Genomic DNA, 24867 nt, shown 5'->3' on the forward strand with positions numbered 1-24867 from the left:
CTGATGAACGGGTTTTCACAGCTGTTAGAATCTTTTCGCGCCCAAGTAGCGAGGCTTCCAATAGCTGTTATTGAGATCGCTTGTCGCAACACCGTCAGAACCGGCATGGATGAACTTGTTATTTCCAATGTAGACACCCATGTGAGACGGGCCTGCCTGATATGTTGTAAAGAAGACGAAGTCACCTGGTGACGGGCTTGAAACGCTTTTCATTGAGCTCCAGTATCCCGCAGTGCTTGTTCTTCCGACACTCGTCTGTTTGTTGAGCAAGTACCAGATAAATCCGCTGCAGTCAAAGCCGGACGGCGTTGTTCCTCCCCATACATACGGCGTTCCCGTCAATGATTGCGCATCAGAAATCAGCTTGTTGACTTTCAGCTTCGTTTGAGCAGTATTGCCGTTTGATGAAGAAGACGGTTTAGATGGTTTAGACGGTGAAACCGTTGACGAACCGGAGCTTGACCCTTTTACTTTAAGAACCTGTCCGATGCGGATAAGGTCTGTTTTTAAACCGTTTAAGCTTTTTAATTGATTAACAGTCATGCTGTATTTATTCGAAATTTTCCAAAGACTGTCGCCTTTCACTACTTTATATGTAGATGATGATGAACTGCTGCTTGAACTTGAGCCGGATGAAGAAGATTTACCGTTAATTGATAACGTTTGTCCTATGTAAATAATATCCGATTTTAGTTTGTTTTCTGATTTAATGGTATTAATTGACGTTCCGTATTGATGTGAAAGTCCCCATAATGTATCGCCTTTTTTTACCTTAATGCTTTGTGCAGACGCCGCTCCCGCAAACAAAGTAGACCCCAGAACCACTGCTGTTGTTGCTGTAACAAGTTGCTTTTTCATGTTTTCCTCCCTAAATTCATCTATCTATTTTATAATCTCTTTTTTCAAGTTTTTATCTATTTTCTATTATAAGGGTCAATTTCCACTAGAAACAGACTTGACTTCACGTGACAAATTTCTTACTAATTCGTTTTCAAAAAAAGTTTTTAAGGGTATTAAATATTTCAATTTGATTTCAAACGTGACGAAAAACGAGCCGTTTTGTCATGTTTTTTTCCTGCGGTCTATTTTTTTTGGAAAAAAGAAGAACTCCCATTAACAGATTCATCCTTGTAAAAAAATCCCGCCATTTTTCATAAAAGATGAATGGTTTCCGCTGTTGCATGAAAAAATAACAGCACACCGGGATTTACATTTCTAACAAATGCTTCACTTGAAATTTACAGCATCGACGGCCGCCCTTTACAAACATCCCCTACCATAAAACATGCAGAACATGATTAAAGGAGGACAAGTGAGAATGAGTCTATTTAAACAGGTTAAATCAAAGCTTTTGCCGGCGGCAGCCGTGTCTGTGCTGACAGCGGGCCTGATTGCGGGAGCGGGGTTTCAGCATTCAGAGCAGGCAGCTGCTAAAAAACAAAAAGACACAAACGAAATCAGAAACGTCATCTTCATGATCGGCGACGGGATGGGCGCACCATATATGAACGCCTACCGTTCGGTCATCAACAAAGGCAAACCGGCGGACGGCATGAAGCTGACGGCATTTGACCCAAATCTCACCGGCATGATGATGACTTATCCTGACGATCCTGATTCCAGCATCACCGATTCTGCGGCAGCCGGAACGGCAATGGCCACAGGCGTGAAAACCTACAACGCTGCCATCGGCATGAATAAAAAAGGACAGCGCGTCAAATCAGTCCTTGAGGAAGCGAAACAGCAGGGCAAATCCACAGGTCTTGTGGCAACGTCAGAAATTGCCCACGCCACTCCGGCTGCATTCGGAGCTCATAACAAATCAAGAAAAAACATGAATGAAATCGCAAGCAGTTATATTGATGATCAAATCAACGGAAAACCGAAAGTGGATGTATTGCTCGGCGGCGGAAAAACAAATTTCATCCGGAAAGAACGCAATGTGACAAAGGACTTCAAAAAAGCGGGTTTCAGCTATGTCACCTCAAAACAAGAGCTGAAAAAAGACCGCAATAAGAAGATTCTCGGCCTGTTTGCCGACGGCGGACTCGACAAAGCTTTAGACCGTACGAGCGAGACGCCTTCATTAGAAGATATGACAAATTCAGCTATCGACAGGCTGAACACGAACAAAAAAGGATTTTTCTTAATGGTGGAAGGCAGCCAGATTGACTGGGCCGGACATGACAATGATGTTGTCGGAGCGATGAGCGAAATGAAGGATTTCGAAAAAGCATATAAAGCAGCTATCGCGTTTGCCAAAAATGACAAGCACACCCTTGTCATCGCAACGGCAGACCACACGACAGGCGGATTTACCGTTGGAGCGAACGGCGAGAAAAATTGGCATGTTGAACCGATTTTGGCTGCGAAAAAGACACCGGCATTTATGGCTGATCAAATCAAAGCCGGAAAATCAGTCTCTTCGGTGCTCACTAAGTATACCAAGCTGAAATGGTCAAAGGATGAAATCCAGCAGATCGAAACGGCGGCGAAGCAGGATCCTGATAAAGGCGCCTACAAAGCGATCATTAAGCTCTTTAATACGAAAACCAACAGCGGCTGGACAAGCGGCGACCATACCGGGGAAGAAGTGCCTGTTTACGCATACGGCCCCGGAAAAGAAGCATTTACCGGCCTTCTGAACAACACGGATCAGGCGAAAAACATATTTAACATCTTAAAAAACGGCAAATAAAAAAAGGATGCGGGTTTCCCTGCATCCTTTCTTCTTTACATATATCTGCGGTGCACTCCTTTTCCGTCATAAGAGAACATGACTTCCTTTTCCTCAAGAACGGACTCAATGTGCACGCTCCTTCCCCACAGCTGATACAGGTACGGCAGCACCTTCTCCAAGTACTTCAGATCCAGCTCAATTCCTTCATACCAATGCTTAATATAGAGCTCATTATTTTTCAAGTAGTCGCCGTCATTAACGGTCAAGTACGGAAATCCTCCGTTCACCCGCATATTGACGAGCTGGTCGCGCACCGCCTTCCACTCTTTGTCGATAACCTTATAGTCCCGGCCCTGTTTTTGGAATAAATAAAGGTCCTCGCGCAGCACGAGGTCTTTGGTCAAGTAATTACGGATGAACGAAATATCAGATTCGATTTCCCTGACTTCAAACATTTTCTCGCGTCCGGACCCGGGCTTTACCCCCACTTTTTTCATTTCCTCTGTCGGTTTGTTATACCGCTCCTCAATATCTTCAAAAATTTTAAGTCCTAAATAATACGGATTAATTCCCGTTTTCGACGGCTGAACGACGCCGGCATTCAGCTTCGCAAATTCGATTGCTTCATCTGACGTCAATTCAAGCTCGCGGATGATCCGCTGATGCCAATACGAGGCCCAGCCCTCGTTCATGATTTTCGTTTCCAGCTGCGGCCAGAAATACAGCATTTCTTCTCTCATCATTGTTAAAATATCACGCTGCCATGGTTCAAGCTCCCGCGAATGCTCTTCGATAAAAAGCAGAATATCCTTTTCCGGGCGGGGAGGAAAACCCTTTTTCCCTTTTTTCTTTTCTATTTGCTTCGGCTTATCCATATCCCATAAATCATCGTACGGTGAGGAAACGGCGTCCTCCTCGTCATCCTCATCATCATCGACGCTCCACAACAGCTTCGGCCTGACTAAGGACGGATCGATATGCTCCTGAATCGCCAGGATGGCGTCTAAAAAGGATTCCACCTCTTTTATCCCGTGAATTCTTTCATAATGTTTAATCCGTTCAGCCGTCGCCGCCATGCTTTCAACCATGTCCTGCTTCGTATTTTGAAAGCGGCAGTTATTTTTGAAAAAATCACAATGAGCCAGAACGTGGGCGACAATTAATTTATTCTGGATCAGCGAATTGCTGTCCAGCAAAAAAGCGTAGCAAGGGTCCGAATTAATGACCAGCTCATAAATTTTACTCAAACCGAGATCATAGTGAAGCTTCATCTTGTGAAATTGTTTGCCGAAGCTCCAATGGCTGAATCTCGTCGGCATGCCGTACGCACCGAATGTATAAATAATCTCAGCCGGACAAATTTCATATCTCATCGGGTAGAAATCAAGGCCGAATCCCTTTGCAATCTCGGTTATTTCCTCAATTGCCCGCTGTAAACCCTTTTTCTCCTCCGCGTTCAACCGAATCCCCCCTACTTGGACTTATTTATAATGTATGACCCCGCCTGTCAAAAGATGAAATAATAGACCGGTTTCCACCTTAAATTCTTTCGGCACATCCGCCCCGTTTGCTTTATATGTGAGTGGGTAAAACACACACCATACCACATAAAGTAAAGGAGAGATTCTATTGAATACAGCAGACATGCTTACTTCGTATCTCAGTAAATTGCCGAATTTAATCATTGCGCTTCTCGTCCTGCTGATCGGCTGGGGCATTGCCAAAATCATTGAAAAAGCCGTGTACAAGGGGCTGCAAAAAACAAAAATCGATGACAAGCTGTTTGCGGAAAAAAAGCCCTCCCGCTATTCATCCGAAAAAGTGATCAGCAAGGTCATTTATTTTATCGCATTGATTATCGTTTTTATTCTGTTCTTTAATATTCTGCACCTGACAGCAGTGGCTTCTCCGTTTGTCAGCATGCTCTCAGCCATAACGGCGGCTGTGCCGAGCGTTTTAAAAGCCGGTTTAATTCTCTTATTGGGATGGGCGGCTGCTTCGCTTTTCAGCTATCTCGTCAAAAAAGCGGGCATGAAGCTTGCCAGCAACGGCCGGCTCAGAAAATGGAACATGGTTTCAGAAGAAAAAAGTGTCAGCCAATCAGTTATGGCTGCCTCCCGAATCGTTTTCTATCTCGTATTGCTCGTCTTTTTGCCGGGTGTCTTATCCGCTCTGCAAATCAGCGGGGTATCAGAACCGTTTACAAGCATGATTCAAAACGTACTGTCTTTCTTACCTAAATTATTTGCCGCGGCCCTGATTGTATTAATCGGCTGGCTGGTTGCCCGGCTTGTCCGTGATATCATCACAAATTTCCTTGCAAGCATCGGAACTGAAAGACTTGCTGCGCGAATGGGCCTTGCCATTTACCTAAAGGATACAAGTCTCTCAGCAATCATCGGAACCATCGCATACGTGCTGATTTTAATCCCGGCTGTCATTTCAGCGCTTGACCGGCTCGATGTCGCCGGAATTTCTGAACCGGCCGTTGCCATGCTGAATACGGTCTTTACAATGCTTCCGAATATCATCATCGGCATTGTTCTTATCCTCGCCGGCATCTGGATCGGAAAATGGGTGAACAGTATCGTAACAGGGCTCTTGCACCGCGCCGGCTTTAACTCTCTTCTCGGGAAAATGGGACTTGAAGCGGCGGACTCGGCGAAGCTCTCGCTTTCTCAGGCTGGCGGGATGATCGCACAGATTATCATTGTCCTTCTCTTTACCGCGGAAGCTTTGCAAATCGTTCATCTGGAATTTCTCGTTGTCATCGCAACAGGCATTATCGCTTACCTGCCTAATGTCCTTGCAGCGGTATTTATCGTCGGGATCGGGCTTTTGGCCGGACAGCTTGTTCAAAGGGTGCTTGCGGGCATTATAAAAGGCAGAGAGTTTAATTTTCTGGCGCCGCTTGCGAAATATACCATTATAACGCTTTCCTTCTTTATGGCGCTGGATCAGCTCGGGGTCGCCGGCACGATTGTGAATTCGGCGTTTATTCTCATCCTGGGCGGTTTCGCTCTTGCGTTCGGACTTTCATTCGGACTTGGAGGAAAAGAGTTCGCTTCCCGTTATTTAGCAAAATTGAACCGCAAAATTGAAAAACATCAATCAGATCATCATCAAAAACCGCCAATGTCTTAACCAAAAAACGTGTGCTCACGGGCACACGTTTTTTTATGGGAGCCGGAATTCCTTTTTTTTCATTTTAGATTCATATATGATAAAATGTAACGGAAGCAAAATCTCTTATTTCGAGGTCATTCTATGAAATTAACAAATTACACCGATTATTCTTTAAGAGTTTTGATTTTTTTGGCTTCCAGACATTCCGAAGAGCTTTCTAACATAAAACAAATTGCTGAAACATACTCAATTTCCAAAAATCATCTTATGAAAGTGATTTATCGTCTCGGCCAGCTCGGTTACGTGGAAACCATCCGCGGCCGGGGAGGCGGAATTCGATTAGGAATGGCTCCGGAAGACATAAACATTGGAGAGGTCGTCAGAAAAACAGAAGACGACTTTAACCTCGTAGAATGCTTTGATTCCCAAAAAAATCTCTGTATCATATCTCCCGCCTGCAACTTGAAGCATTTGCTGAATGAAGCCCTCTCATCTTATCTTGCCGTTTTAGATAAATATACATTAAGAGACCTGGTTAAAAATAAAGAGGAGATTATGAGACTGCTAAGAAGCTGAAGGAATGCCCGCATTCCTTCTTTTTTTATGTCTTTGTAAGAAAAAAGGCCTAATTCTCTAAAATCGATAAACGATCAGCAGACACGAGCCGATATTAAGGTTATCATTACTGTTGTCTTCACTTTCGGAACAGATATCGGGTGACGGGGACAGGAAAATCATCGCAGGAAAAGGGAGATTTACTATGAAAAGAAAATTGGCAGTCGGTTTGACTGCATCTGCGATTGTCGGGTCTGCATTAACTGTAACGCCGGCAGAAGCACAGACCATTAAAGTAAAAAGCGGAGATTCTTTATGGAAGCTTGCCCAAAACTACCACACAAGCGTGGATGCGATTACATCAGCCAATCATCTGAAATCCACCGTTCTTTCCATCGGGCAGACACTCACCGTTCCAAACGGCAAATCCGGTACGGGCACTTCTAAAACAACCAGTACGACTAAGAGCGTTTATACGGTAAAAAGCGGAGATTCGCTGTGGCTGATTGCAAATGATTTTAAAATGTCCGTGCAGGAGCTGAAAAAACTGAACGGGCTGACAAGCGATTTAATTCGCGCCGGCCAAAAATTAAAAGTGTCCGGAAAGGTTTCCTCAAGTACAGAGCAGACGAAAAACAATTCCGGCAGCAGTTCGAATAATAACAGCTCAAAAAACTCATCGTCTTCAGGGACGTACAAGGTAAAACTCGGCGATTCACTTTGGAAAATCGCAAACAGCGTCAATATGACCATTGCAGAATTAAAGGTATTAAACAATTTAAAAACAGATACTATCTACGTAAATCAGGTCTTAAAAACGAAAGGAACGGCTTCGTCAGGAAATAAGCCATCCAACAACAACAATTCAAATAATAACCAGACGCAAACGTCAACCTATACGGTAAAAAGCGGGGACTCGCTCTGGAAGATCGCAAACGCATACAATATGACGGTTCAGCAAATCAGAACCAACAATCGTTTAACATCGGACGTGCTTCAGGTCGGACAAGTGCTTAAGCTGACAAAAACGTCCTCTTCCGGTTCTTCGTCAACTCCATCAACTCCGAGCAATTCCGGAGATACAGGGAAAACGACTACATACACGGTAAAAAGCGGGGATTCTTTATGGGTGATCGCCCAAAAATTCAATGTGACCGCACAGCAGATCCGTGATAAGAACAATTTGAAAACAGATGTGCTTCAAATCGGGCAAAAGCTGACAATTACAGGCCAGTCAACATCTTCGACACCAAACAATTCCGGCAGCACCGGCTCAACGAGCGCCAAAATCAACACGATGATCAGTGCCGCGAAAGCACAATTGGGCGTGCCGTATGTTTGGGGCGGAACGACACCGAGAGGCTTTGACTGCAGCGGATTCATTTATTACGTTCTGAATAAAGTCACTTCCGTATCCAGACTGTCAGCCGCGGGCTATTGGAATACGATGTCATCTGTCAGCCAGCCGGCCGTCGGGGACTTTGTCTTCTTTTCCACTTACAAAGCAGGCCCGTCTCATGTCGGAATTTATCTCGGAAACGGACAGTTTATTAATGCCAATGATTCGGGAGTCGTTATTTCCAACATGGACAATTCATATTGGAAACAGCGCTACCTTGGCGCCAAACGTTTCTTCTGATGTTTATAAAGCTGTGCGGCCATATAAGGCCGTGCAGCTTTTTTACAGCCGAAATATATTTATGCTGATGACGTGTTTTGTCACCGGGTGAAAATACACTTCGGCCCGGGAGGAAAATGTTTCAGCCTTCGTTTTTACCGTTACCCGAAATACGTCTTTTGTCTGTTCCCGATTCACCTTTGTACGCCCCATATAGGAATAATCCGAAAGCTTTGCGCCTTTATATTCACGCTTAAGCTGATTCCAGGCGAGATGCTCCCACTTTTCCACTGAATCATTGAGGTGCTCCGTATGTCCTTTTTCAGCGATTGAAACGATTAAAATGCCGCAAAACAGCAGGGCAAGCGCAAATGGAAGGGATTTCATCTGTATGTTCTCCTGATTCATTATTTGTTTTCTAGCGTTTCCAAAAGCGCAAAAAGCATGCACATTTTATTTTATGTCTCCCTCATATTGCTATGCCGCTGTTCATGCGGTCACCAACTTTTCCCCGGCGCTTCCCGGCCTGATCGGCATAAACTAATCACGAACTTCTCACCGGAAAGGAGAAGCGAAAAGATGGATCATGCCGATTATGATAAAGCCCTGTATTACACACATCGATCCCAATGGGATAACTTATTAATTCTGATGGTGCGCACAAAAGATGATTTATTATCAAAACGAATCGAACACTTTCTGCATGCGTATCATTTTGAACTCGATAACGCAGTGCTCGAAAAAGAACTGTATTCACTCCTCGGCTATATTGATCATGCGGCAGAATTGGCGTATGAAGATCAATTAGCTCTCCTGACATAAAAAAAATCCCGGCTTTACACGCCGGGATTTATTGCTTTTGCGAACATTTGTAATTCTTCCATCATTTCTTTAATATTGACCGCCATATCCTCTGTAACGGTTTGATGTTCAAGATCAATATGTACAGGATCTAAAATGAGCTGCTTCGGAATCACATTTGCATACACACCCCGCATAACCGTGCGCATATTTGTCAATGCGTTCATTCCGCCTTTTCCGCCGCCGGCTGCTGCAAGTATCGCAACGGGTTTATATTTCAATTGTTCACTGCTTAAGAAATCAATCGCGTTTTTTAAAGCTCCGCTCATACCGCTATGGTATTCAGGAGATAATAAAACCACAGCAGACGACTCTTTTACGCGCTGTCTGAGCTCTTTAACCGATTGCAGTTCGGCCTGTTTTTCTTCGCCATTATAAAGCGGCAGTCCGTTTTCGCTCAGATCGATAAAATCCGTATGGAAACGGTCTCTGATATACGAAGCCGCGATTCTTGTCCTGCCTTGTTTTCTCGGAGTGCCGCTTATCACTAAAATACTCACTTTGCCATCTCTCCATATAAGTTATTTTTCACAGCAAACAAAGCCGCCTGCGTCCTGTCTGAAAGATCCAGTTTTGAAAGTAAGTTGGACACATGGGTTTTGACTGTTTTTTCAGAAATAAACAGGGATGAAGCAATTTCCTTGTTGCTTTTTCCGCCCGCTATTTCCTTCAGAACGTCTTTTTCCCGGCGCGTCAGCTGATAATATTTTTCTTTCTCCTGCTCATCCTGCCTCATATGTGTCAGTACGTGGGGCATAATATCCGCCGAAAGCTGATAGCGGCCGGAATACACTTGGCGAAGCGTTCTCACTAAATCATCGGGCTGCGCGTCTTTCAGCTGATACGCCTTGGCGCCTGCTTTAAGAGCCGGAATGACATGCTGCTGGTCAGAATAGCTTGTCAGCACAACAATGCTGATGTCCGGAAACCGTTCTGAAGCGATCTTCGTTGCTTCAATGCCGTCCATATCCGGCATTGATAAATCCATTAAGATAATGTCCGGCTTTGTTTCTTGAGCAGCTTGAAGAGCTTCGGCTCCGGTAGACGCCTCGCCGACAACTTCAATATCCTCTTGTGTGGCAAAGAAAAAACGAAGTCCCTTGCGGACAACGTGATGATCATCGGCTATCACAATTTTCATCGTTTCGTCCTCCTTTTGCCGTCAAGCGGAAGTGTGACGGAGACAATGGTGCCCGCGCCAAGCTCAGACAGCAGCGTAAAACGGCCGCCGCATGCTTCAGCGCGCGCTTTCATCCCGGCAATGCCGAGTGACGGCAGCCCGGCATGCGAATCAATGCTGAAGCCTGTGCCTTGATCTGCAATTTTAAGCTCTGCGTATTCCGTTTCCTCCGCCACAGAAACAGAAACCCATTCCGTTCCTGCGTGTTTTTTACAATTATTCAGCGCCTCTTGGGCAATTCTCCACAGCGCATGTTCCTGTTCATCGGTAATCGGCGGGACATCGGCCCTTTCACAGTGTGCTTGTAAGCCGATGAGAGCGGCATAGCTTTTGATTGACTCACTGAGCCCTTTCGAAAGACTTTCAGGCCGCAGCTGCCAGATCAGCGCCTTCATTTCCGCTAATGCGTCCTGAGACAGCTCTTGAATGAAAGCGATCATCTGCCGAAGCCGTTCGTCATCCGTCAACGTTTTGGCCGCTTTTGCCGTTAAGCTGACGGAAAACAGCATCTGATTGACGGAATCATGCAGCTCTTGCGCAAGGCGGCTGCGTTCCATCAAAAGCGCATGCTGCTGTTCAAATTCAGCGAGTTTCATCCGCTGGATCGCCGTCCCGATTTGAAAAGCGACAGCCTCAAGGAGATGAAGCTCCTCCTCATTAAAAAACGTCTTCCCGCCGGCCGCGACATTTAATAAACCGAATCTCCGGTCGCCGTCCTCAAGCGGGACGGTCGCGTGATGGGTAACGCCCTCCGTGTCATATGAATTCGCTTGTTTCGCTAATTCAATCCGTTTACAATTCATAATGTTTGCCGCTTTTGTTAATCCACCGTTGCTGAATTTAGTGAGACAATAGCAGTCCCCGCTGCACATCAACACGTTTTCCCGCTGACTGAGGGCGGGCGGCAAATAAGCGGATGCAGCCAGTGTATAGGGTTCATCCGGCTCAATGAGAAAAATCCAGCCTGATTGAAGGCCGGTCAGGCTGAGCAGTTCACGCAGCACTTCATTAAGTGTTTCTTTCAGGTCATGACCTTGGTTTAAAGTTTCCGCGATCGCTTTTAATGTTTTTAATTTCTCCACCGACGTTTTGCTCAAACTCTCTCACTCCGGCCCATAAGAATTATCTACATTATAACAGTTATTTTCAAAATATTCCCTCGTTTGCAGGTTGATTTTTTCTCAGCCTTTTGGATGAGACGCAGCAAAAAATCCGCCGGCTGAGATTCCGGCGGATTGGGCTTTACTTTGTTTGTTCTGCGATGCTTTCTACCGTTTTCATGACAGCTTCAGATAACGCTGTAAGACGCTGTTCGCTGTCTTGTAAAGATGTTCCTTTCACGGCAAAATAAAATTTAACTTTAGGCTCTGTTCCTGATGGTCGAAGACAGAACCAAGAGCCGTCTTCAAGGAAATATTTCAGGACATTTGATTTCGGCAGGTCAATGTCCTCTTCTTTGTGTTCAGCAAATACAGTTCGTTTTCCGACGGAATAATCCTCGGCTTGCGTGATCTGTTTTCCTGCCATTTGCTCCGGCGGGTCATTTCTGAAAGACGTTAAGATAGCGGCAATCTGTTCGGCGCCCTGCTTTCCTTTTAACGTCAAAGATTTCAGGCCTTCTCGGTAATATCCGTACTCCTCAAAGATTGCCTGCAGCGCGTCATAAAGCGACATTCCCTGCTTTTTATAGAAGGCGCACACTTCAACTGCCATCAGAGCGGCCTGAATCGCATCTTTGTCACGAGCAAAATCGCCGATTAAGTAGCCGTAGCTTTCTTCATACCCGAATTGGAACGTGTATTGGCCGGACTTTTCATATTCTTTGATTTTTTCGCCGATAAATTTAAAGCCGGTTAATGTATCAATTGTGTCCAGTCCGAAGGAAGATGCGACTGCGCGGCCGAGTTCGCTGGTCACAATCGTTTTAAGAACAACACCGTTATCAGGAAGCGTTTCTTTCTTTTTCTTCTCGGAAAGAAGGTAATGCATTAAAAGCGCGCCTGTCTGGTTGCCTGTCAGGACCGTGTACTTGCCTTCATTGTTTTTCACGGCAATACCGAGGCGGTCGGCATCCGGATCTGTTGCGACCAGAATGTCAGCGTTCTGCTCTTCACCAAGCTTGATTGCATATTCAAATGCCGCGTGCTCCTCCGGGTTAGGCGATGTGACGGTTGAGAAATTCGGATCAGGAAGCTCTTGTTCTTTTACGACGGTGACGCGTTTGTAACCGAGTGCTTCGAGTCCGCGGCGAACCGGTTTATTCGCCGTACCGTGCAGCGGGGTGAAAACGACGCTTACGTCAACTTCATCGGCAAGCTCGGGATGAACGGAAATAGAAGTCAGTTTTTCCGTGTAAGCCTTATCAATCTCTTCACCAATCATGTTAATTAAGCCTTTTTCCTTCAGCGCCTGTTCGTTCTCAACGTGAATGGCCAATTCGTTTTCGATGGCATTCACCTCAGCGATGACGATGTCCGCTTCGCTCGGCGGCAGCTGCCCGCCGTCGCCGCCGTAAACTTTATAGCCGTTATATTCAGGCGGATTATGGCTGGCTGTCACGACAATACCTGCAAAGGCGTTCAGCTTTCTGACTGCAAAAGACAGCTCAGGCGTCGGACGGAGCTCATCAAAAACGTACGTTTGAATGCCTTGGGAGGCCAGTGTTTTCGCCGCTTCCATCGCAAATTCAGGCGATTTATGGCGGGAATCATAAGCAATTGCGACGCCTCTTTTTTTCGCTTCCTCTCCCTGCTTTACGATATACGCAGCAAGTCCGGCGGAAGCTTTGCGGACCGTATAGATATTCATCCGGTTCGTTCCCGGGCCGATTTCTCCGCGCATGCCTCCCGTCCCGAACTCAAGGTTTTTGTAGAAAAAGTCTTCCAGCATCTGCTCGTTTCCTTCTGCATCCGCTAATAACTTTTTCAATTCAGAATCTAAATGTTCGCTCTGTTTCCAGCGTTCGTAGCTCTTACTCCAACTCATGTTCGTCCTCCTATAAATTCAGCTTATGACCATATTTTAATATGAAGCGGCTGTCCGTGTCACTTGAAAACATTGTATCGCTGTTCTATGTAAAAGAAGGGCTTATGCCTTTTCGGCACAGCCCTCTGATAATTATTGTTCGAGCGGCACAACTGCATCATGCAGCAGCGTGTTTAACTGCTCTGTGTGTTTCGCTCTCGTTTTTTCATCCCATTGGAAACGGTCGCTCATGTAATCAATTACAGCCGTTTTATGTGCTTCAACCCATTGAATATCGAAGTAAAGTCTGCCCGTTCTGCGGACGAAGAAATCAGCAGGCGTTGCAGCCATCTCTTCTTCAATGCTGTATGCAGCCTCTGCCAAAATGTGAACCGGGACCTGGCGTTTTATTGCTTCGTCAGTCAGGCCTTCAATCCGGCTGAATACATTTTCTACGTTAGAACCGTATCTGATAGCCAACTGCTTCGCATTTTGTTCTGATAAACCGATCTTCACGCCTTCTTTTGTCTTCGCTTCCACAAATGACTCGAAGTTTTTAGAGCCGCCGACATGCCCTCCGGAAATCGGCATCGTCTTCGTTTTACAAGCACCGAAGTCCTGGCCGCCCTCTTCTTTTAAACGCTCGCTGACAAGGTTGACAATGTGCTCAGCCATTTTTCTGTATCCCGTCAGTTTTCCTCCGGCGATCGTAATCAAACCTGATTGAGATGTCCAGATCTCGTCTTTACGTGAAATCTCTGAAGGATCTTTTCCTTCCTCGTGAATCAGCGGTCGAAGCCCCGCCCAGCTTGATTCAATATCATCCGCTGTAATATTCAGCTCAGGGAACATATAATTAATTGAGTTTACGACATAGTCGCGATCCTGCACCGTCATGCGCGGATGCTCAAGCGCTTGCTTGTAAACCGTATCTGTCGTACCCACGTATGTTTTTCCTTCGCGCGGAATGGCAAATACCATCCGGCCGTCAGGCGTATCGAAGTACACCGCCTGTTTAAGCGGGAATACGGATTGGTCGAATACGAGATGGACGCCTTTTGTATGCTGGAGATGCTTTCCGTTTTTGCTGTGGTCTTTTTCTCTCAGCTGGTCGACCCACGGACCTGTCGCATTGACGATTTTTTTAGCGTAAATGTTATATTCCTTGCCGGTCAGCATATCTTCAATTAAAACACCGACAACTTTCCCTTTTTCGTACAGAAGCTCTTTCACTTTAGAATAGTTGACCGGCTCTGCTCCGAATTTTACGGCTTCTTTCATAACTTCAATTGTCAGTCTCGCATCGTCTGTCCGGTACTCAACGTAGTAACCGCCGCCTTTTAAGCCGTCTTTTTTAACGAGCGGCTCTTTTTGGAGCGTTTCTTTTGCAGACAGCATGCTTCTGCGTTCTGATTTTTTTACGCCGGCCAGAAAGTCATATACTCTTAAGCCGATGGACGTTGAGAATGAACCGAAAGTGCCGCCTTTATGGAACGGAAGCAGCATCCATTCCGGAGTCGTGACGTGCGGGCCGTTTTCATATACGATTGCCCGTTCCTTACCGACTTCTGCGACCATTTTCACTTCAAATTGTTTCAAATACCGTAATCCGCCATGGACAAGCTTTGTGGATCGGCTTGATGTGCCGGCCGCAAAGTCCTGCATTTCGCTCAGTGCGACTTTCATTCCTCTTGAAGCGGCGTCAAGCGCAGTACCTGCACCTGTAATCCCTCCGCCTATAATAAACAGATCATATGTTTTTTTTGTCATGTCTTCCAGCATGTTATCCCGTTCAAGACTTGAAAATTGATGATTCATCATTACGTTTCCTCCTTGTTGTCACGGTATAGGAAAAAGAGACCACAACAGCCAAAGCGCATGTCATCACTTTGGTGCTGTGGTCTCTCCTCATCTCAGGACCGTTCCTATTAACTTGTTTTCAGTATACCACACTTACGTCTTATTTAAAAGCCATAGCTGCTTTTACAGCTTTTTTCCAGCCATTATACAATTCTTCGCGTTTGTCTTCTTCCATTTCCGGCTCAAATCGCTTATCCAAATTCCATTGATCAGCGATTTCAGAGCTGTCCTTCCAATATCCGACCGCGATTCCGGCTAAGTACGCCGCACCCAGCGCCGTCGTCTCATTTATTTCAGGACGTTCGACGGGAACATTCAGCAGGTCGCCTTGGAACTGCATAAGAAAATTGTTTTTTACCGCACCGCCGTCCACGCGCAATGTTTTTAAAGAGATGCCGGAATCAGCCTCCATTGCGTCAAGAACGTCTTTTGCCTGATAAGCCAGAGATTCCAGCGTAGCCCGGATGAAGTGTTCTTTCGTCGTTCCGCGTGTCAGGCCGAATACAGAGCCGCGCACGTCACTGTCCCAATAAGGTGTGCCTAAGCCGACAAAAGCAGGGACGACATAGACGCCGTCAGTTGAATCCACACGCTCTGCGTATGTCTCGCTTTGCGCGGAATCCTGGAACAGCCGCATCCCGTCTCTGAGCCATTGGATGGCAGATCCTGCGACAAAAATGCTTCCTTCAAGCGCATACTCCACTTTGCCGTCAATCCCCCAGGCAATTGTCGTCAGCAGGCCGTGCTCTGATGTAATCGCTTTTTCTCCGGTATTCATAAGCATGAAGCAGCCTGTGCCATATGTGTTTTTCCCCATGCCTTCTTCAAAGCATGCCTGGCCGAACAATGCTGATTGCTGGTCTCCGGCAGCTCCCGCTATCGGAATGTTTTTACCGAAGAAGTGGTAATCAACCGTTTTCGCGTATACATGTGAAGACGGCTTCACTTCCGGCAGCATTGATTTCGGCACGCCTAAAATATCAAGCAGCTCATCATCCCATTTTAAATCATGAATGTTAAACATCAGCGTTCTTGACGCATTGGAATAATCCGTTACGTGCGCCGCGCCGCCTGACATTTTCCAGATGAGCCACGAGTCAATCGTTCCGAACAGAAGGTTTCCGTTTTCCGCTTTTTCCCGCGCGCCTTCAACATTGTCAAGAATCCATTTCACTTTCGTTCCTGAGAAATACGGATCGATCAAAAGACCCGTTTTTTCTCTGAATGTGTCATTATACCCTTTTTCACGCAGCTCTTCACAAATGCCGGCAGTTTGCCTTGATTGCCACACGATAGCATTGTAAACAGGTTTTCCGGTATCTTTATCCCATACGACCGTTGTTTCCCTTTGGTTTGTGATGCCGATTCCGGCAATTTGATCAGCGCTGATTCCGGATTCAGAAATGACTGTAGCGATAACAGCCAGCACCGATCCCCAGATTTCATTCGCACTGTGCTCCACCCAGCCGGGCTGCGGGAAGAACTGCGTGAATTCCTTTTGAGCGGAATGCACGATCTTGCCTTCTTTATTAAAAAGAATCGCTCTTGAACTTGTTGTGCCTTGATCTAATGATAAAATATAGGTTTCCATGATGCCGCTCTCCTTTTTAAATATATTTAGAATTTGATAAGGTTTTCGGTGATTGAGATCTCTTCGTATATACATAAAGTATTAACAGTACCACAACCAATATAACGCTTACAAACCAGAAACCAGGTGTCACATTTCCTTTAAACGCAGCATTGTAAAATACACCGCCGAATGCTCCGCCAAGTATCGGACCGATAACGGGAATCCATGCGTATTTCCAATTAGACGGCCCTTTTTTCGGAATCGGCAGAAATGCGTGGGCGATTCTCGGCCCTAAATCCCGTGCAGGGTTGATCGCATATCCTGTCGTTCCTCCAAGAGAAATTCCGATGGCAACGATGAGGAAACCGACAATAAGCGGGTTCAGCCCTTTTGTAAATTCATTCGCCCCGATTGCCAAAATGCCGAGCACAAGCACAAACGTACCAATGATTTCACTTACCATATTCCCAAATGTATGCGGAATACTCGGCCCGGTTGAGAAAACGCCGAGTTTAGCAGCAGGATCGTCGGTCACCTTCCAATGCGGCAGATAGTGAAGGTACACAAGAACCGCACCGATGATTGCTCCGATCATTTGTCCCGCGATATAAACAGGGACCTCTTTCCAAGGAAAACTGCCTTCAAGCGCAAGGCCTATCGTTAAAGCCGGATTAAGATGAGCGCCGCTGATTCCGCCGACAGCATACGCTGCCATGGCAACACCCAATCCCCATCCAAATACAATAACAATCCATCCGGATTGGTATGAAAGCGATTTCTTTAAATTGACTCCCGCACAAACACCGCCGCCAAAAATAATAAGCAGCATTGTACCGATTACTTCTCCCCAAAATGCTGTCATCATAATTCCTCCTAAAATGACATAATAGCAGGTTTGACAGAGTTATAGAGAATAAAAAGCCCACAACAAACCTCTTTACGCCTGATTGCTTTCGTAAAGTGCTGTTGTGGGTCTCCGGGTCTCCATCACATAGTATTAACCTAGGTCTATTGTAACAACGGGTGAAAGCGGTGTCAATCTTTTTTTGTCATAGAATGTTCATATTTAGCCCACAGCTCGGTATCTGACGTAGTCACTGCCGTGGCCCCGGCCTTCAGAGCATTATCAACATCCTGTTCAGTGCGGATAAAGCCGCCGGCGAAAATCGGTATCCCCGTCATTTCTTTAATTTCCCGGATCAAGGTAGGAACGATGCCCGGGAGGACCTCAATGAAATCCGGCTTATGTTTCCCGACAAACTCCATGCTTTTCTCCATGGCACTCGTATCGAGTAAAAACAGCCGCTGAATCGCGTATATTTTCTTTTGTTTCGCTTTGGCGATGACGGTGGATCTCGTTGAAATAATGCCGGCAGGCTTGATGTCCTGGCAGATAAACTCCGCCCCGTATTCATCATGTTTAATGCCGTGGATCAAATCAACGTGAACCATCAGATGCTTTCCGTGCTTTTTCGCTTCGTTTACGACACCTTTCAATTGACCCAGGTGAATATCTAAAATGACTCCGTACAAAAACGGACTTTCTAAAAACGCGTCAAACTGCTTCATATTCCGGATAGCCGGTAAAATTTTCTGGTTGTGAAAACTCATGTTTTACTCCTTTAATATTAAAAAATCAGATGCTCAGCACACTTTCCTTGACCGTCGCAATGATAAATGAAAGCTCCTCTTCCGAGAGACAGAAAGGCGGTGAAAGCTGGATTACATTATTATATCCCGCTACGGTATCTCCATTCTTCCCGACGATCAGCCCTTTTTCCTTACAAGCAGCAGCGACGTGCTGAACAGTTGCAGCATCAGCCGGCTCTTTCGTGATTTTATCCTTTACGAGTTCTATTCCGACGAGCAGGCCTTTCCCCCGTACATCACCGACCGCAGGGTGTTCTCTGAGTGACTGAAGCTCCTTTAGCAGCCTTTCGCCAAGCTCTCGTGAACGGCCGATCAGATTTTCATCCTCCATGATTTGCAGGTTTTTCAATGCAAGGGCGCAGGCAGCAGGATTTCCTCCGAATGTATTCACATGGCGGAAGCGGTCATACGGCTCCCCGCCGCTGTATGCCTCAAAAATTTCCCGTTTCACCGCAGTAGCCGAAAGCGGCAGATAAGCACTCGTGATGCCTTTCGCCATTGTGACGATATCAGGCTTCACGCCATAATGCTGGAACCCGAAAGGCTCTCCCGTGCGGCCGAATCCGCAAATAACCTCATCACAAATCAAAAGCGCGCCGTGGCGCCGGCAAATGTCCTCCACCTTAGCCATATACCCTTCCGGCGGCATTAAAATGCCTCCGCCTGTAATAATCGGCTCCATAATCACGCCTGCAATCGTTTCACTTAACTCCCACGTCATGATCCGGTCGATTTCCCGTGCGCTTTCTAATGTATCAGCATCGGCGGGATTCCGATAGAGGTCTGGCGGCGCAGCATGCAAAAAACCTTGGCTTAACGGCTCATATTTGTACTTCCTCTGCGCCTGGCCGGTAGCGGCGAGCGCCCCCATCGAATTGCCGTGATAGGCTCTGTATCTGGAAATGATTTTGTAGCGGCCGTAATCCCCGTTTTCAATATGGTATTGGCGGGCAATTTTGAATGCGGTCTCATTCGCTTCTGAACCGCTGTTGGAAAAAAAGATCACATAATCGCCGCCAAGCCATTCATTCAGCTTTTCTGCAAGCTTAATAGCCGGCGTATGGCTTTGCGTCAGCGGGTAATAAGGCAGTTCCTTCAATTGTTCGTAAGCCGCATCAGCAAGTTCCTTTCTGCCGTAACCGATATTCACGCACCACAGCCCCGACATGGCATCCAAATACCGCCTTCCGTCTATATCAGTGACCCAAGCCCCTTCCCCCTTCTGGGCGATCATACTGTCGTCCGGCTTCGCCCCTTTCATGGCATGCCAAATGAAGTCTTTATCCTTTTGCTTGAGTGATTGATTTTGCTGTACATGTTCCACACCGCTCATCTCCCTTTCAATATCGTTACGTTGTATCGAAAGCTGGCCGGCCCGTAAGCCGATTATCTTGGTGAAGTTTTCCTCTTATTAAGAATATAAAGGCGGATCAGAGGCGAGTCAATAAACCGCTGAGAAATAAAAAAACGCTTTCGCCGCGAATCGAGCGGAAGCATCCAAAACTGTCATACAGAAGCTCCCAAAAAAACAGCCCGCCCCCTCAGCGGGGCGGGCAATGTTTTATTTGAGATACGTAATTCGGTAAATGTCTTTGCGTCTGTCTTTCAGCTGGCGCACAGTTCCGTTTTCCCGCTGCCTTCTTAAAATTTCCAAATCCACGTCGCCGATCACGACCATTTCAATATTCGGATTCGTTTCACCGACGATTCCGTCTCTGGCAAATTCAAAATCAGACGGAGCAAAAATAGCGGATTGCGCGTATTGAATATCCATGTTTTCCGTTTGCGGCAGGTTTCCGACGGTACCGGAGATGACGGTGTAAATTTGGTTTTCCACCGCTCTCGCCTGAGAGCAATACCTCACGCGCAAGTAGCCTTGGCGGTCTTCTGTGCAAAATGGCGTAAAGATAATTTTCGCCCCTTGTTCCGCTGCAATTCTCGCAAGCTCTGGAAATTCGATATCGTAACAAACTTGAATGGCGATTTTGCCGCAGTCCGTGTCAAACACGCGGACTTGATCACCGGCGCTGATGCCCCACCATTTCCGCTCATTCGGCGTAATATGGAGCTTGTATTGTTTTTCAATTGTGCCGTCCCGTCTGAATAAATACGCGATGTTATAAATTTTCCCCTCTTCTTCGACAAAGTGAGATCCGCCGATAATGTTGACGTTATATTTCACCGCAAGGTCTGTGAACAGACTGATATAGTCCTCCGTATATTCGGTAATTCTCTGGATTGCCAGGCTCGGGGAGCGTTCCTCCAGAAATGACATGAGCTGGGTCGTGAAGATCTCAGGGAAAACTGCGAAATCGGATCTCGCGTCAGAGGCCACATCGACGTAATATTCAACTTGATTGGCAAATTCCTCAAAGGAATAAATCTTTTTCATTTCATATTGAATGGCGCAAATGCGCACAGGAAATGCCGATTTGTAATAACGTTTTGACTGCGGCAGATAATCGACATTATTCCATTCCATTAATGTCGCATATTTAATAGAGGCCGTATCATCCGGCAGATAATTCGGATTAATCCGCATTAATGTAAATCCGTTCATCAGCTGGAATGAGAGAACCGGATCATAAATCTGGTGGCGTGTCACCTGCTCGACATAGGCTCTGGCCGTCATCTCTTCAGCGTACTTGTGGTAATTCGGAATCCGACCGCCGATGATGATGCTTTTTAAATTCAATCGTCTCGCCAAATCTTTTCTCGCTTCATACAAACGGTGGCCGATCTTCATCCTTCTGTACGTCGGGTGGACCATCACTTCAATGCCGTACAGATTTAAGCCGTCCGGATTGTGATTTGTGATATATCCGTCATCTGTAATATCCTGCCATGTATGACGGTCATCATATTCATCGAAATTGATGATCAGGCTTGAGCAGGAGCCGATAATCTCGCCTTCATACTCCGCGCAAAACTGCCCTTCCGGAAAATGCGCCAGATGGCTGATTAAATGCTCAGGCTCCCAGGGCTCCATTCCCGGGAAACAATCCTTTTGCAGTTCAATAATTTTATTGATATCTTTCTCTTCCATATTCCGTATGACCATTTTCTTTTCGAAACGGGTCAGATCTAGTTTTTCAGACAACGCTGCTTCCCCCTGCCGATTAGTTTTGTTGATTCAATCGCTGTAATAATAATTCAAGTTCCAATTCGGCCATAGATTCGAGTCTGTGGTCGTAGTCTTCAAACAAAAGAGCGCCTGTCACTTTATTCGGCACAATGACGCACTTCATGCCGGCGCGCTTGGCGGCAATTGATCCGTTGACAGAATCCTCAAAAGCAAGACACTCAGCCGGTTCGACACCTAAATGTTCCGCTGCTTTCAAATAAAGTTCCGGATTCGGCTTCACCTCTTCCACGTCATCAGCCGTTTGAATGACTTCAAATTCATCAAACAGACCTAATTCTTTCAGGTGTTCCGATACCCATTTAAAGTCTGAGCTTGAAGCCAGGCCGACCTTCAGCCCCAGCTCTTTTGCCGCGGCTAAATAAGCCTCCACACCGGGGCGCGCTTTTTCCGTTTTCATCCGCTGTGCAAATCGCTGGCGCCTGATCGCCGTCAGTTCATCGTGATCAAGCTCTCTGCCAAGCTGTTCCTCTAAATAGGCAAACGGCTTAAACCCGGCGGCCGTTCCGATGACCTTTCCCCAGACGGACAGGGGCAATGTCGATCCGTGCTCTTCAAACATTTCTTGCAGCACTTCATATTCATGGGTTTCTGTATCTAAAATTAACCCGTCAAAATCAAAGATTAACGCTTTTATCACTGCTTACAGCTCCTTTAGCAAACGTACTGGACTATGTATACACTATACCGTGAATTGCTTATGCGTTCAAAATGTAACATGCGGACGGAAAGAAGAGCCTGCATCAATGCAAGCTCCCTTTATCCGTTACTGATTGTCCTGGCTTGAAATATTAGAGAGTGCTGCTCCCGCAGACTCGTTTGAACGCTGATCGACCGCTAAGTCTCCAAGCGCAACGATCCCGACTAGATGACTTTGATCTACAATAGGAAGGCGGCGGATTTGGTGTTGGGCCATCAGCTGTGACGCCTCTTCAAGACTCATGTCCGGGTTTCCCGATACTACTTTAGAAGACATCACATGTGAAACAGGTGTTTGGCCGTCGCGGCCCTGAGCCGTTGTTCTCAATGCGATATCACGGTCTGTCAGCATTCCTTTTAATTCTCCTCCGTCCACGACAGGAATCGCGCCGACATTATGCTGATGCATCAATGCAGCTGCTTCCTGAATCGTTTGGTTTGGAGAAACGGTCGCTACGTGCGTAGTCATTGATTGTTTGATTGAACTCATTGTAAAGCACCCCTTTCGCACATTAGTATGCTCGGGGGTTTGCCTGAATATAAAGGGAGATAGAGGAAAGAAATTGTGGTATCATGTCAAGGAAGCAAAAAAGAGCCCTATATAAAAGGCTCTTCCACCGTCAGATCAGCTTTCTGTGACCGTAGGCCGCCGATCTTCCGCCTGTCTGAAAATCAGCGTAGGTGAATGGAAATAACATTCCGCATTCATTCAGCAAAGCACAGTTTTTATTAAACAGCGCCTGCACATCGTACGCCGCACTCGGCTTTGACAAAATGATATGTACCGTTTGCAGACAAGCCATAATTTGAAACGCTTCTTTTAATGTTCCTTGGTAAAGTTGGTTTTGTAAGGACAATACGCCCTTTTTTTTAAAGCGCTGAATTTCCAGTTCGGAGAAATAAAGAGGAAAGACATTTTGAAACAGTTCGGAGGAAAGCTCTTTTATCGCGCTTTCTTGTCCATCAGTCGCTGCGTTCACAATTCTCACATCAATCACCTTTCTTGCCATGCGAATATCCTTCGATCTTTATCAAGAATAGCATAGAAAAAATCGCGAAAGCTAAGGTAAGTGTTTCCTGTTGGAACAGCCGCTTTCCGCATAAAAAGGAGCTTCACGAAATGAAACAAAAAGGCCGCGGACTGGAATTTCAGATGACGGAAAAGTACAGCGGACAATGGCTGTTTTCCGTCCTCAAATCAGAATTTCAGGCGTCAAAACCCGTGATATCAGAATGGATGAAACAAAAAAGCATTCAAGTCAACCATGAAACACCAATAAACAATATCATCCTCAAAACCGGCGACCGCTTGTTCATTGATCTTCAGGAAAAAACAGATTCCTCCATTATTCCGGAGTACGGTGAAGCGGATATTTTATACGAGGACAGCCATTTGTTAATCGCAAATAAGCCGGCAGGAATGCCGACTCATCCTAATGAAGAAGGACAGACCGGAACTCTTGCCAACCTCATCGCTTATCATTTTCAAATAAACGGCGAACAGGCGAAGGTCCGCCACGTTCATCGTCTGGATCGGGACACTTCGGGTGCGGTCGTGTTCGCCAAGCACCGTCTTGCTCACGCCATCCTTGACCGCCAGCTGGAGAACAAAACATTAAAACGCACGTATGCAGCTGTTGCGGAAGGCAAATTGAAGCCGAAAAAAGGTACGGTTGATACCCCGATCGGCCGCGACAGATCACATCCGGTCAGACGGCGCGTTTCACCGGGCGGGCAAGCGGCCCTTACGCATTATGAAGTGAAGGGCTATCACCCCTGCGCGCGGCTTTCTCTTACGGAGCTGGAGCTGGAAACAGGAAGAACGCATCAAATCCGTGTCCATATGGCCAGCATCGGCCATCCTTTAGCAGGGGATGAACTGTATGGCGGCAGCCGGGCGCTTTTTCACAGACAGGCGCTGCACGCCAAAAAGGTAAAAGTCGTTCATCCGCTGACCGGAGAAGAAATCATCGCCGAAGCGCCGATGCCCGATGATTTGCTGCGTTTTGTCGAGGCTTATTTTTCCTAAACCGGTTCGGCATAAATAATATATCGCTTCGGGGCATTTCCGATATATGAAAACGGATAGCATGTCGTCAGCACCAGTTCCTCCCGCTCGTGCTGGAGGGTAATGACCGACGTATCGTTTTGGCTGACGATTTTGGTATGGGTGATTTTATAGGAAAAGGTGCCGTAAGACAGAATGATAATGAGCTGATCACCTTTATCCAGCTCACCCGTCCGGCGGAAAACCGTATCCCTGTGGCCTGATAAGACGATTTGTCCGTGTTCGTCCGGGTAATAGCTGTCCTTGTAATGCCCGACGCCTTTTGCTAAATCATCTGCGTCAGTCCCTTCCACTATCGGAAGCTCAGCGTCTATTTTAGGGATTTCTAAAATGCCGCTCGCTTTTCCTACCTTGGGCTGAAACGCTGCTTTGCGCTGTTTTTGGACGGCGCTTTTTTTTATTTTCCCCTCTGTTCCGACTGGTGCCGCCGCTTTTTTTGCTTCCTCAAGCGATTGCTTTGTTTTCATATGTGTGTCAATGATTTTCCAGCTTCCATAACAAGTGATGATGACACCGATGATGATGACCAGAAGAGGAATATGCTTCATTTTGTTCATTGCATCCGTGTTCTCCTTTTCTTTCTGAAATACCAATACATGCCGGAGCCTGTGATTGCGATACCGATCAGTACGATTTGATAGTGGCCCGCCGAGGTATCAGGCAGTGTACGGCCTTTTCTGTGTACCGCTTTTAGGCTGTTTGTGACTTGTCCTTTAATACCGGCAGGAGCCGAGCGGGTGATGAATTTACTGTACTGTATCACCGGCTGCTTCTTCTATTACAGGACACTCGGGGCTTTCCGGTTTTTTTGTTTGATCAGGCTCCTCTGTTACATCTGTTTTTTCTTCTTTGGCGTTTATTGCAGTTTGAGCAAGTTTTTGTCCGGGGGAT

Annotated in this window: 24 protein-coding genes; 6 read left to right on the plus strand and 18 right to left on the minus strand. The window is 46.4% G+C overall.

Annotated elements, in window-relative coordinates:
• Positions 1-24: 24 nt before the first annotated feature.
• Complete coding sequence (locus J7E26_RS08500) at positions 25-858, minus strand: C40 family peptidase (protein ID WP_214800672.1); 834 nt, start codon at positions 856-858, stop codon at positions 25-27.
• A 460-nt stretch (positions 859-1318) separates the two neighbouring features.
• Between J7E26_RS08500 and J7E26_RS08505 the strand changes: the two genes are divergently transcribed.
• Positions 1319-2698 carry an alkaline phosphatase PhoA gene (locus tag J7E26_RS08505; protein ID WP_214800671.1) on the plus strand — a complete coding sequence of 460 codons (1380 nt, stop codon included), beginning with the start codon at positions 1319-1321 and terminating at the stop codon, positions 2696-2698.
• A gap of 35 nt (positions 2699-2733) precedes the next feature.
• Here the strand turns inward: J7E26_RS08505 and J7E26_RS08510 are convergent, their stop codons facing one another.
• Complete coding sequence (locus J7E26_RS08510) at positions 2734-4140, minus strand: SpoVR family protein (RefSeq protein ID WP_214800670.1); 1407 nt, start codon at positions 4138-4140, stop codon at positions 2734-2736.
• Between the two features lie 169 nt (positions 4141-4309).
• On the opposite strand from J7E26_RS08510, the gene J7E26_RS08515 reads away from it, so the two are divergent.
• The 3 genes from J7E26_RS08515 to lytF all read left to right on the plus strand — a co-directional run bounded on the left by J7E26_RS08515 (position 4310) and on the right by lytF (position 8000).
• Entirely contained in the window at positions 4310-5824 is a 1515-nt protein-coding gene (locus J7E26_RS08515; RefSeq protein ID WP_214800669.1) for a mechanosensitive ion channel, read from the plus strand.
• Between the two features lie 123 nt (positions 5825-5947).
• Entirely contained in the window at positions 5948-6382 is a 435-nt protein-coding gene (nsrR, locus tag J7E26_RS08520; protein WP_214800668.1) for an Rrf2 family transcriptional regulator, read from the plus strand.
• 184 nt (positions 6383-6566) lie between these two features.
• Positions 6567-8000 carry a peptidoglycan endopeptidase LytF gene (gene lytF / locus J7E26_RS08525; protein WP_214800667.1) on the plus strand — a complete coding sequence of 478 codons (1434 nt, stop codon included), beginning with the start codon at positions 6567-6569 and terminating at the stop codon, positions 7998-8000.
• Between the two features lie 42 nt (positions 8001-8042).
• On the opposite strand, the gene J7E26_RS08530 is transcribed toward lytF, so the two are convergent.
• The gene (locus J7E26_RS08530; protein ID WP_214800666.1) at positions 8043-8366 is read right to left on the minus strand and encodes a DUF3889 domain-containing protein; all 324 of its coding nucleotides are present in this window, start codon (positions 8364-8366) and stop codon (positions 8043-8045) included.
• Positions 8367-8558: 192 nt separating this feature from the next.
• Between J7E26_RS08530 and J7E26_RS08535 the strand changes: the two genes are divergently transcribed.
• Positions 8559-8801 carry a YhdB family protein gene (locus J7E26_RS08535; RefSeq protein ID WP_214800665.1) on the plus strand — a complete coding sequence of 81 codons (243 nt, stop codon included), beginning with the start codon at positions 8559-8561 and terminating at the stop codon, positions 8799-8801.
• Between the two features lie 14 nt (positions 8802-8815).
• Here J7E26_RS08535 and J7E26_RS08540 read toward each other — a convergent pair whose 3' ends face one another.
• The 13 genes from J7E26_RS08540 to J7E26_RS08600 form a co-directional block, all read right to left on the minus strand.
• Entirely contained in the window at positions 8816-9340 is a 525-nt protein-coding gene (locus tag J7E26_RS08540; protein WP_214800664.1) for an NADPH-dependent FMN reductase, read from the minus strand.
• Positions 9337-9981 carry a response regulator gene (locus tag J7E26_RS08545; protein WP_214800663.1) on the minus strand — a complete coding sequence of 215 codons (645 nt, stop codon included), beginning with the start codon at positions 9979-9981 and terminating at the stop codon, positions 9337-9339. The genes J7E26_RS08540 and J7E26_RS08545 overlap by 4 nt, the downstream gene beginning before the upstream one ends.
• Entirely contained in the window at positions 9978-11117 is a 1140-nt protein-coding gene (locus J7E26_RS08550; RefSeq protein WP_214800662.1) for a GAF domain-containing sensor histidine kinase, read from the minus strand. The genes J7E26_RS08545 and J7E26_RS08550 overlap by 4 nt, the downstream gene beginning before the upstream one ends.
• Positions 11118-11262: 145 nt before the next feature.
• Positions 11263-13005, minus strand: a complete 1743-nt coding sequence (locus J7E26_RS08555) for a phospho-sugar mutase (protein WP_214800661.1) — start codon at positions 13003-13005, stop codon at positions 11263-11265.
• Positions 13006-13137: 132 nt separating this feature from the next.
• Positions 13138-14805, minus strand: coding sequence for a glycerol-3-phosphate dehydrogenase/oxidase (gene glpD / locus J7E26_RS08560; protein WP_214800660.1), 1668 nt, complete (start codon positions 14803-14805; stop codon positions 13138-13140).
• Between the two features lie 139 nt (positions 14806-14944).
• Complete coding sequence (gene glpK / locus J7E26_RS08565) at positions 14945-16435, minus strand: glycerol kinase GlpK (RefSeq protein ID WP_214800659.1); 1491 nt, start codon at positions 16433-16435, stop codon at positions 14945-14947.
• A gap of 16 nt (positions 16436-16451) precedes the next feature.
• Positions 16452-17279 (minus strand): MIP/aquaporin family protein, encoded by an 828-nt coding sequence (locus J7E26_RS08570; RefSeq protein WP_214800658.1) that lies wholly within the window; start codon positions 17277-17279, stop codon positions 16452-16454.
• A gap of 173 nt (positions 17280-17452) precedes the next feature.
• Positions 17453-18028 carry a glycerol-3-phosphate responsive antiterminator gene (locus J7E26_RS08575; protein WP_214800657.1) on the minus strand — a complete coding sequence of 192 codons (576 nt, stop codon included), beginning with the start codon at positions 18026-18028 and terminating at the stop codon, positions 17453-17455.
• A 25-nt stretch (positions 18029-18053) separates the two neighbouring features.
• Complete coding sequence (locus tag J7E26_RS08580) at positions 18054-19400, minus strand: aspartate aminotransferase family protein (RefSeq protein WP_214800656.1); 1347 nt, start codon at positions 19398-19400, stop codon at positions 18054-18056.
• Positions 19401-19628: 228 nt separating this feature from the next.
• Positions 19629-21167: a bifunctional GNAT family N-acetyltransferase/carbon-nitrogen hydrolase family protein gene (locus J7E26_RS08585; RefSeq protein WP_214800655.1), complete on the minus strand. Its 1539-nt coding sequence runs from the start codon at positions 21165-21167 to the stop codon at positions 19629-19631.
• A gap of 19 nt (positions 21168-21186) precedes the next feature.
• A complete protein-coding gene (locus tag J7E26_RS08590; protein WP_214800654.1) occupies positions 21187-21849 on the minus strand; it encodes an HAD family hydrolase in 663 nt (220 codons plus the stop codon).
• 126 nt (positions 21850-21975) lie between these two features.
• The gene (locus J7E26_RS08595) at positions 21976-22398 is read right to left on the minus strand and encodes a CBS domain-containing protein (RefSeq protein WP_214800653.1); all 423 of its coding nucleotides are present in this window, start codon (positions 22396-22398) and stop codon (positions 21976-21978) included.
• A gap of 130 nt (positions 22399-22528) precedes the next feature.
• On the minus strand, positions 22529-22918 hold the full coding sequence (locus J7E26_RS08600) for a DUF5365 family protein (protein ID WP_214800652.1): 390 nt from the start codon (positions 22916-22918) through the stop codon (positions 22529-22531).
• A gap of 110 nt (positions 22919-23028) precedes the next feature.
• On the opposite strand from J7E26_RS08600, the gene J7E26_RS08605 reads away from it, so the two are divergent.
• Positions 23029-23937: an RluA family pseudouridine synthase gene (locus J7E26_RS08605; protein ID WP_214800651.1), complete on the plus strand. Its 909-nt coding sequence runs from the start codon at positions 23029-23031 to the stop codon at positions 23935-23937.
• On the opposite strand, the gene J7E26_RS08610 is transcribed toward J7E26_RS08605, so the two are convergent.
• Together J7E26_RS08610 and J7E26_RS18540 are read right to left on the minus strand one after the other, a co-directional pair.
• Complete coding sequence (locus J7E26_RS08610) at positions 23934-24533, minus strand: class D sortase (protein WP_214800650.1); 600 nt, start codon at positions 24531-24533, stop codon at positions 23934-23936. The genes J7E26_RS08605 and J7E26_RS08610 overlap by 4 nt on opposite strands.
• Positions 24530-24739: an LPXTG cell wall anchor domain-containing protein gene (locus J7E26_RS18540; protein ID WP_214800649.1), complete on the minus strand. Its 210-nt coding sequence runs from the start codon at positions 24737-24739 to the stop codon at positions 24530-24532. Before J7E26_RS18540 ends, J7E26_RS08610 begins: the two co-directional genes overlap by 4 nt.
• Positions 24740-24867: the final 128 nt, after the last annotated feature.

Source organism: Bacillus sp. ISL-51, from assembly GCF_018613535.1.
Classification (GTDB): domain Bacteria; phylum Bacillota; class Bacilli; order Bacillales; family Bacillaceae; genus Bacillus.

Coding starts and splice junctions, on each gene's coding strand:
- J7E26_RS08535 (WP_214800665.1), top strand. CDS start 8,559: ATGGATCATGCCGATTATGATAAAGCCCTGTATTACACACATCGATCC.
- J7E26_RS08610 (WP_214800650.1), bottom strand. CDS start 24,533: ATGAACAAAATGAAGCATATTCCTCTTCTGGTCATCATCATCGGTGTC.
- J7E26_RS08555 (WP_214800661.1), bottom strand. CDS start 13,005: ATGAGTTGGAGTAAGAGCTACGAACGCTGGAAACAGAGCGAACATTTA.
- glpK (WP_214800659.1), bottom strand. CDS start 16,435: ATGGAAACCTATATTTTATCATTAGATCAAGGCACAACAAGTTCAAGA.
- J7E26_RS08530 (WP_214800666.1), bottom strand. CDS start 8,366: ATGAAATCCCTTCCATTTGCGCTTGCCCTGCTGTTTTGCGGCATTTTA.
- lytF (WP_214800667.1), top strand. CDS start 6,567: ATGAAAAGAAAATTGGCAGTCGGTTTGACTGCATCTGCGATTGTCGGG.
- J7E26_RS08580 (WP_214800656.1), bottom strand. CDS start 19,400: ATGAGCGGTGTGGAACATGTACAGCAAAATCAATCACTCAAGCAAAAG.
- J7E26_RS08600 (WP_214800652.1), bottom strand. CDS start 22,918: ATGGCAAGAAAGGTGATTGATGTGAGAATTGTGAACGCAGCGACTGAT.
- J7E26_RS08595 (WP_214800653.1), bottom strand. CDS start 22,398: ATGAGTTCAATCAAACAATCAATGACTACGCACGTAGCGACCGTTTCT.
- J7E26_RS08570 (WP_214800658.1), bottom strand. CDS start 17,279: ATGACAGCATTTTGGGGAGAAGTAATCGGTACAATGCTGCTTATTATT.
- J7E26_RS08575 (WP_214800657.1), bottom strand. CDS start 18,028: ATGAGTTTTCACAACCAGAAAATTTTACCGGCTATCCGGAATATGAAG.
- nsrR (WP_214800668.1), top strand. CDS start 5,948: ATGAAATTAACAAATTACACCGATTATTCTTTAAGAGTTTTGATTTTT.
- J7E26_RS08545 (WP_214800663.1), bottom strand. CDS start 9,981: ATGAAAATTGTGATAGCCGATGATCATCACGTTGTCCGCAAGGGACTT.
- J7E26_RS08605 (WP_214800651.1), top strand. CDS start 23,029: ATGAAACAAAAAGGCCGCGGACTGGAATTTCAGATGACGGAAAAGTAC.
- J7E26_RS08505 (WP_214800671.1), top strand. CDS start 1,319: ATGAGTCTATTTAAACAGGTTAAATCAAAGCTTTTGCCGGCGGCAGCC.
- glpD (WP_214800660.1), bottom strand. CDS start 14,805: ATGATGAATCATCAATTTTCAAGTCTTGAACGGGATAACATGCTGGAA.
- J7E26_RS08500 (WP_214800672.1), bottom strand. CDS start 858: ATGAAAAAGCAACTTGTTACAGCAACAACAGCAGTGGTTCTGGGGTCT.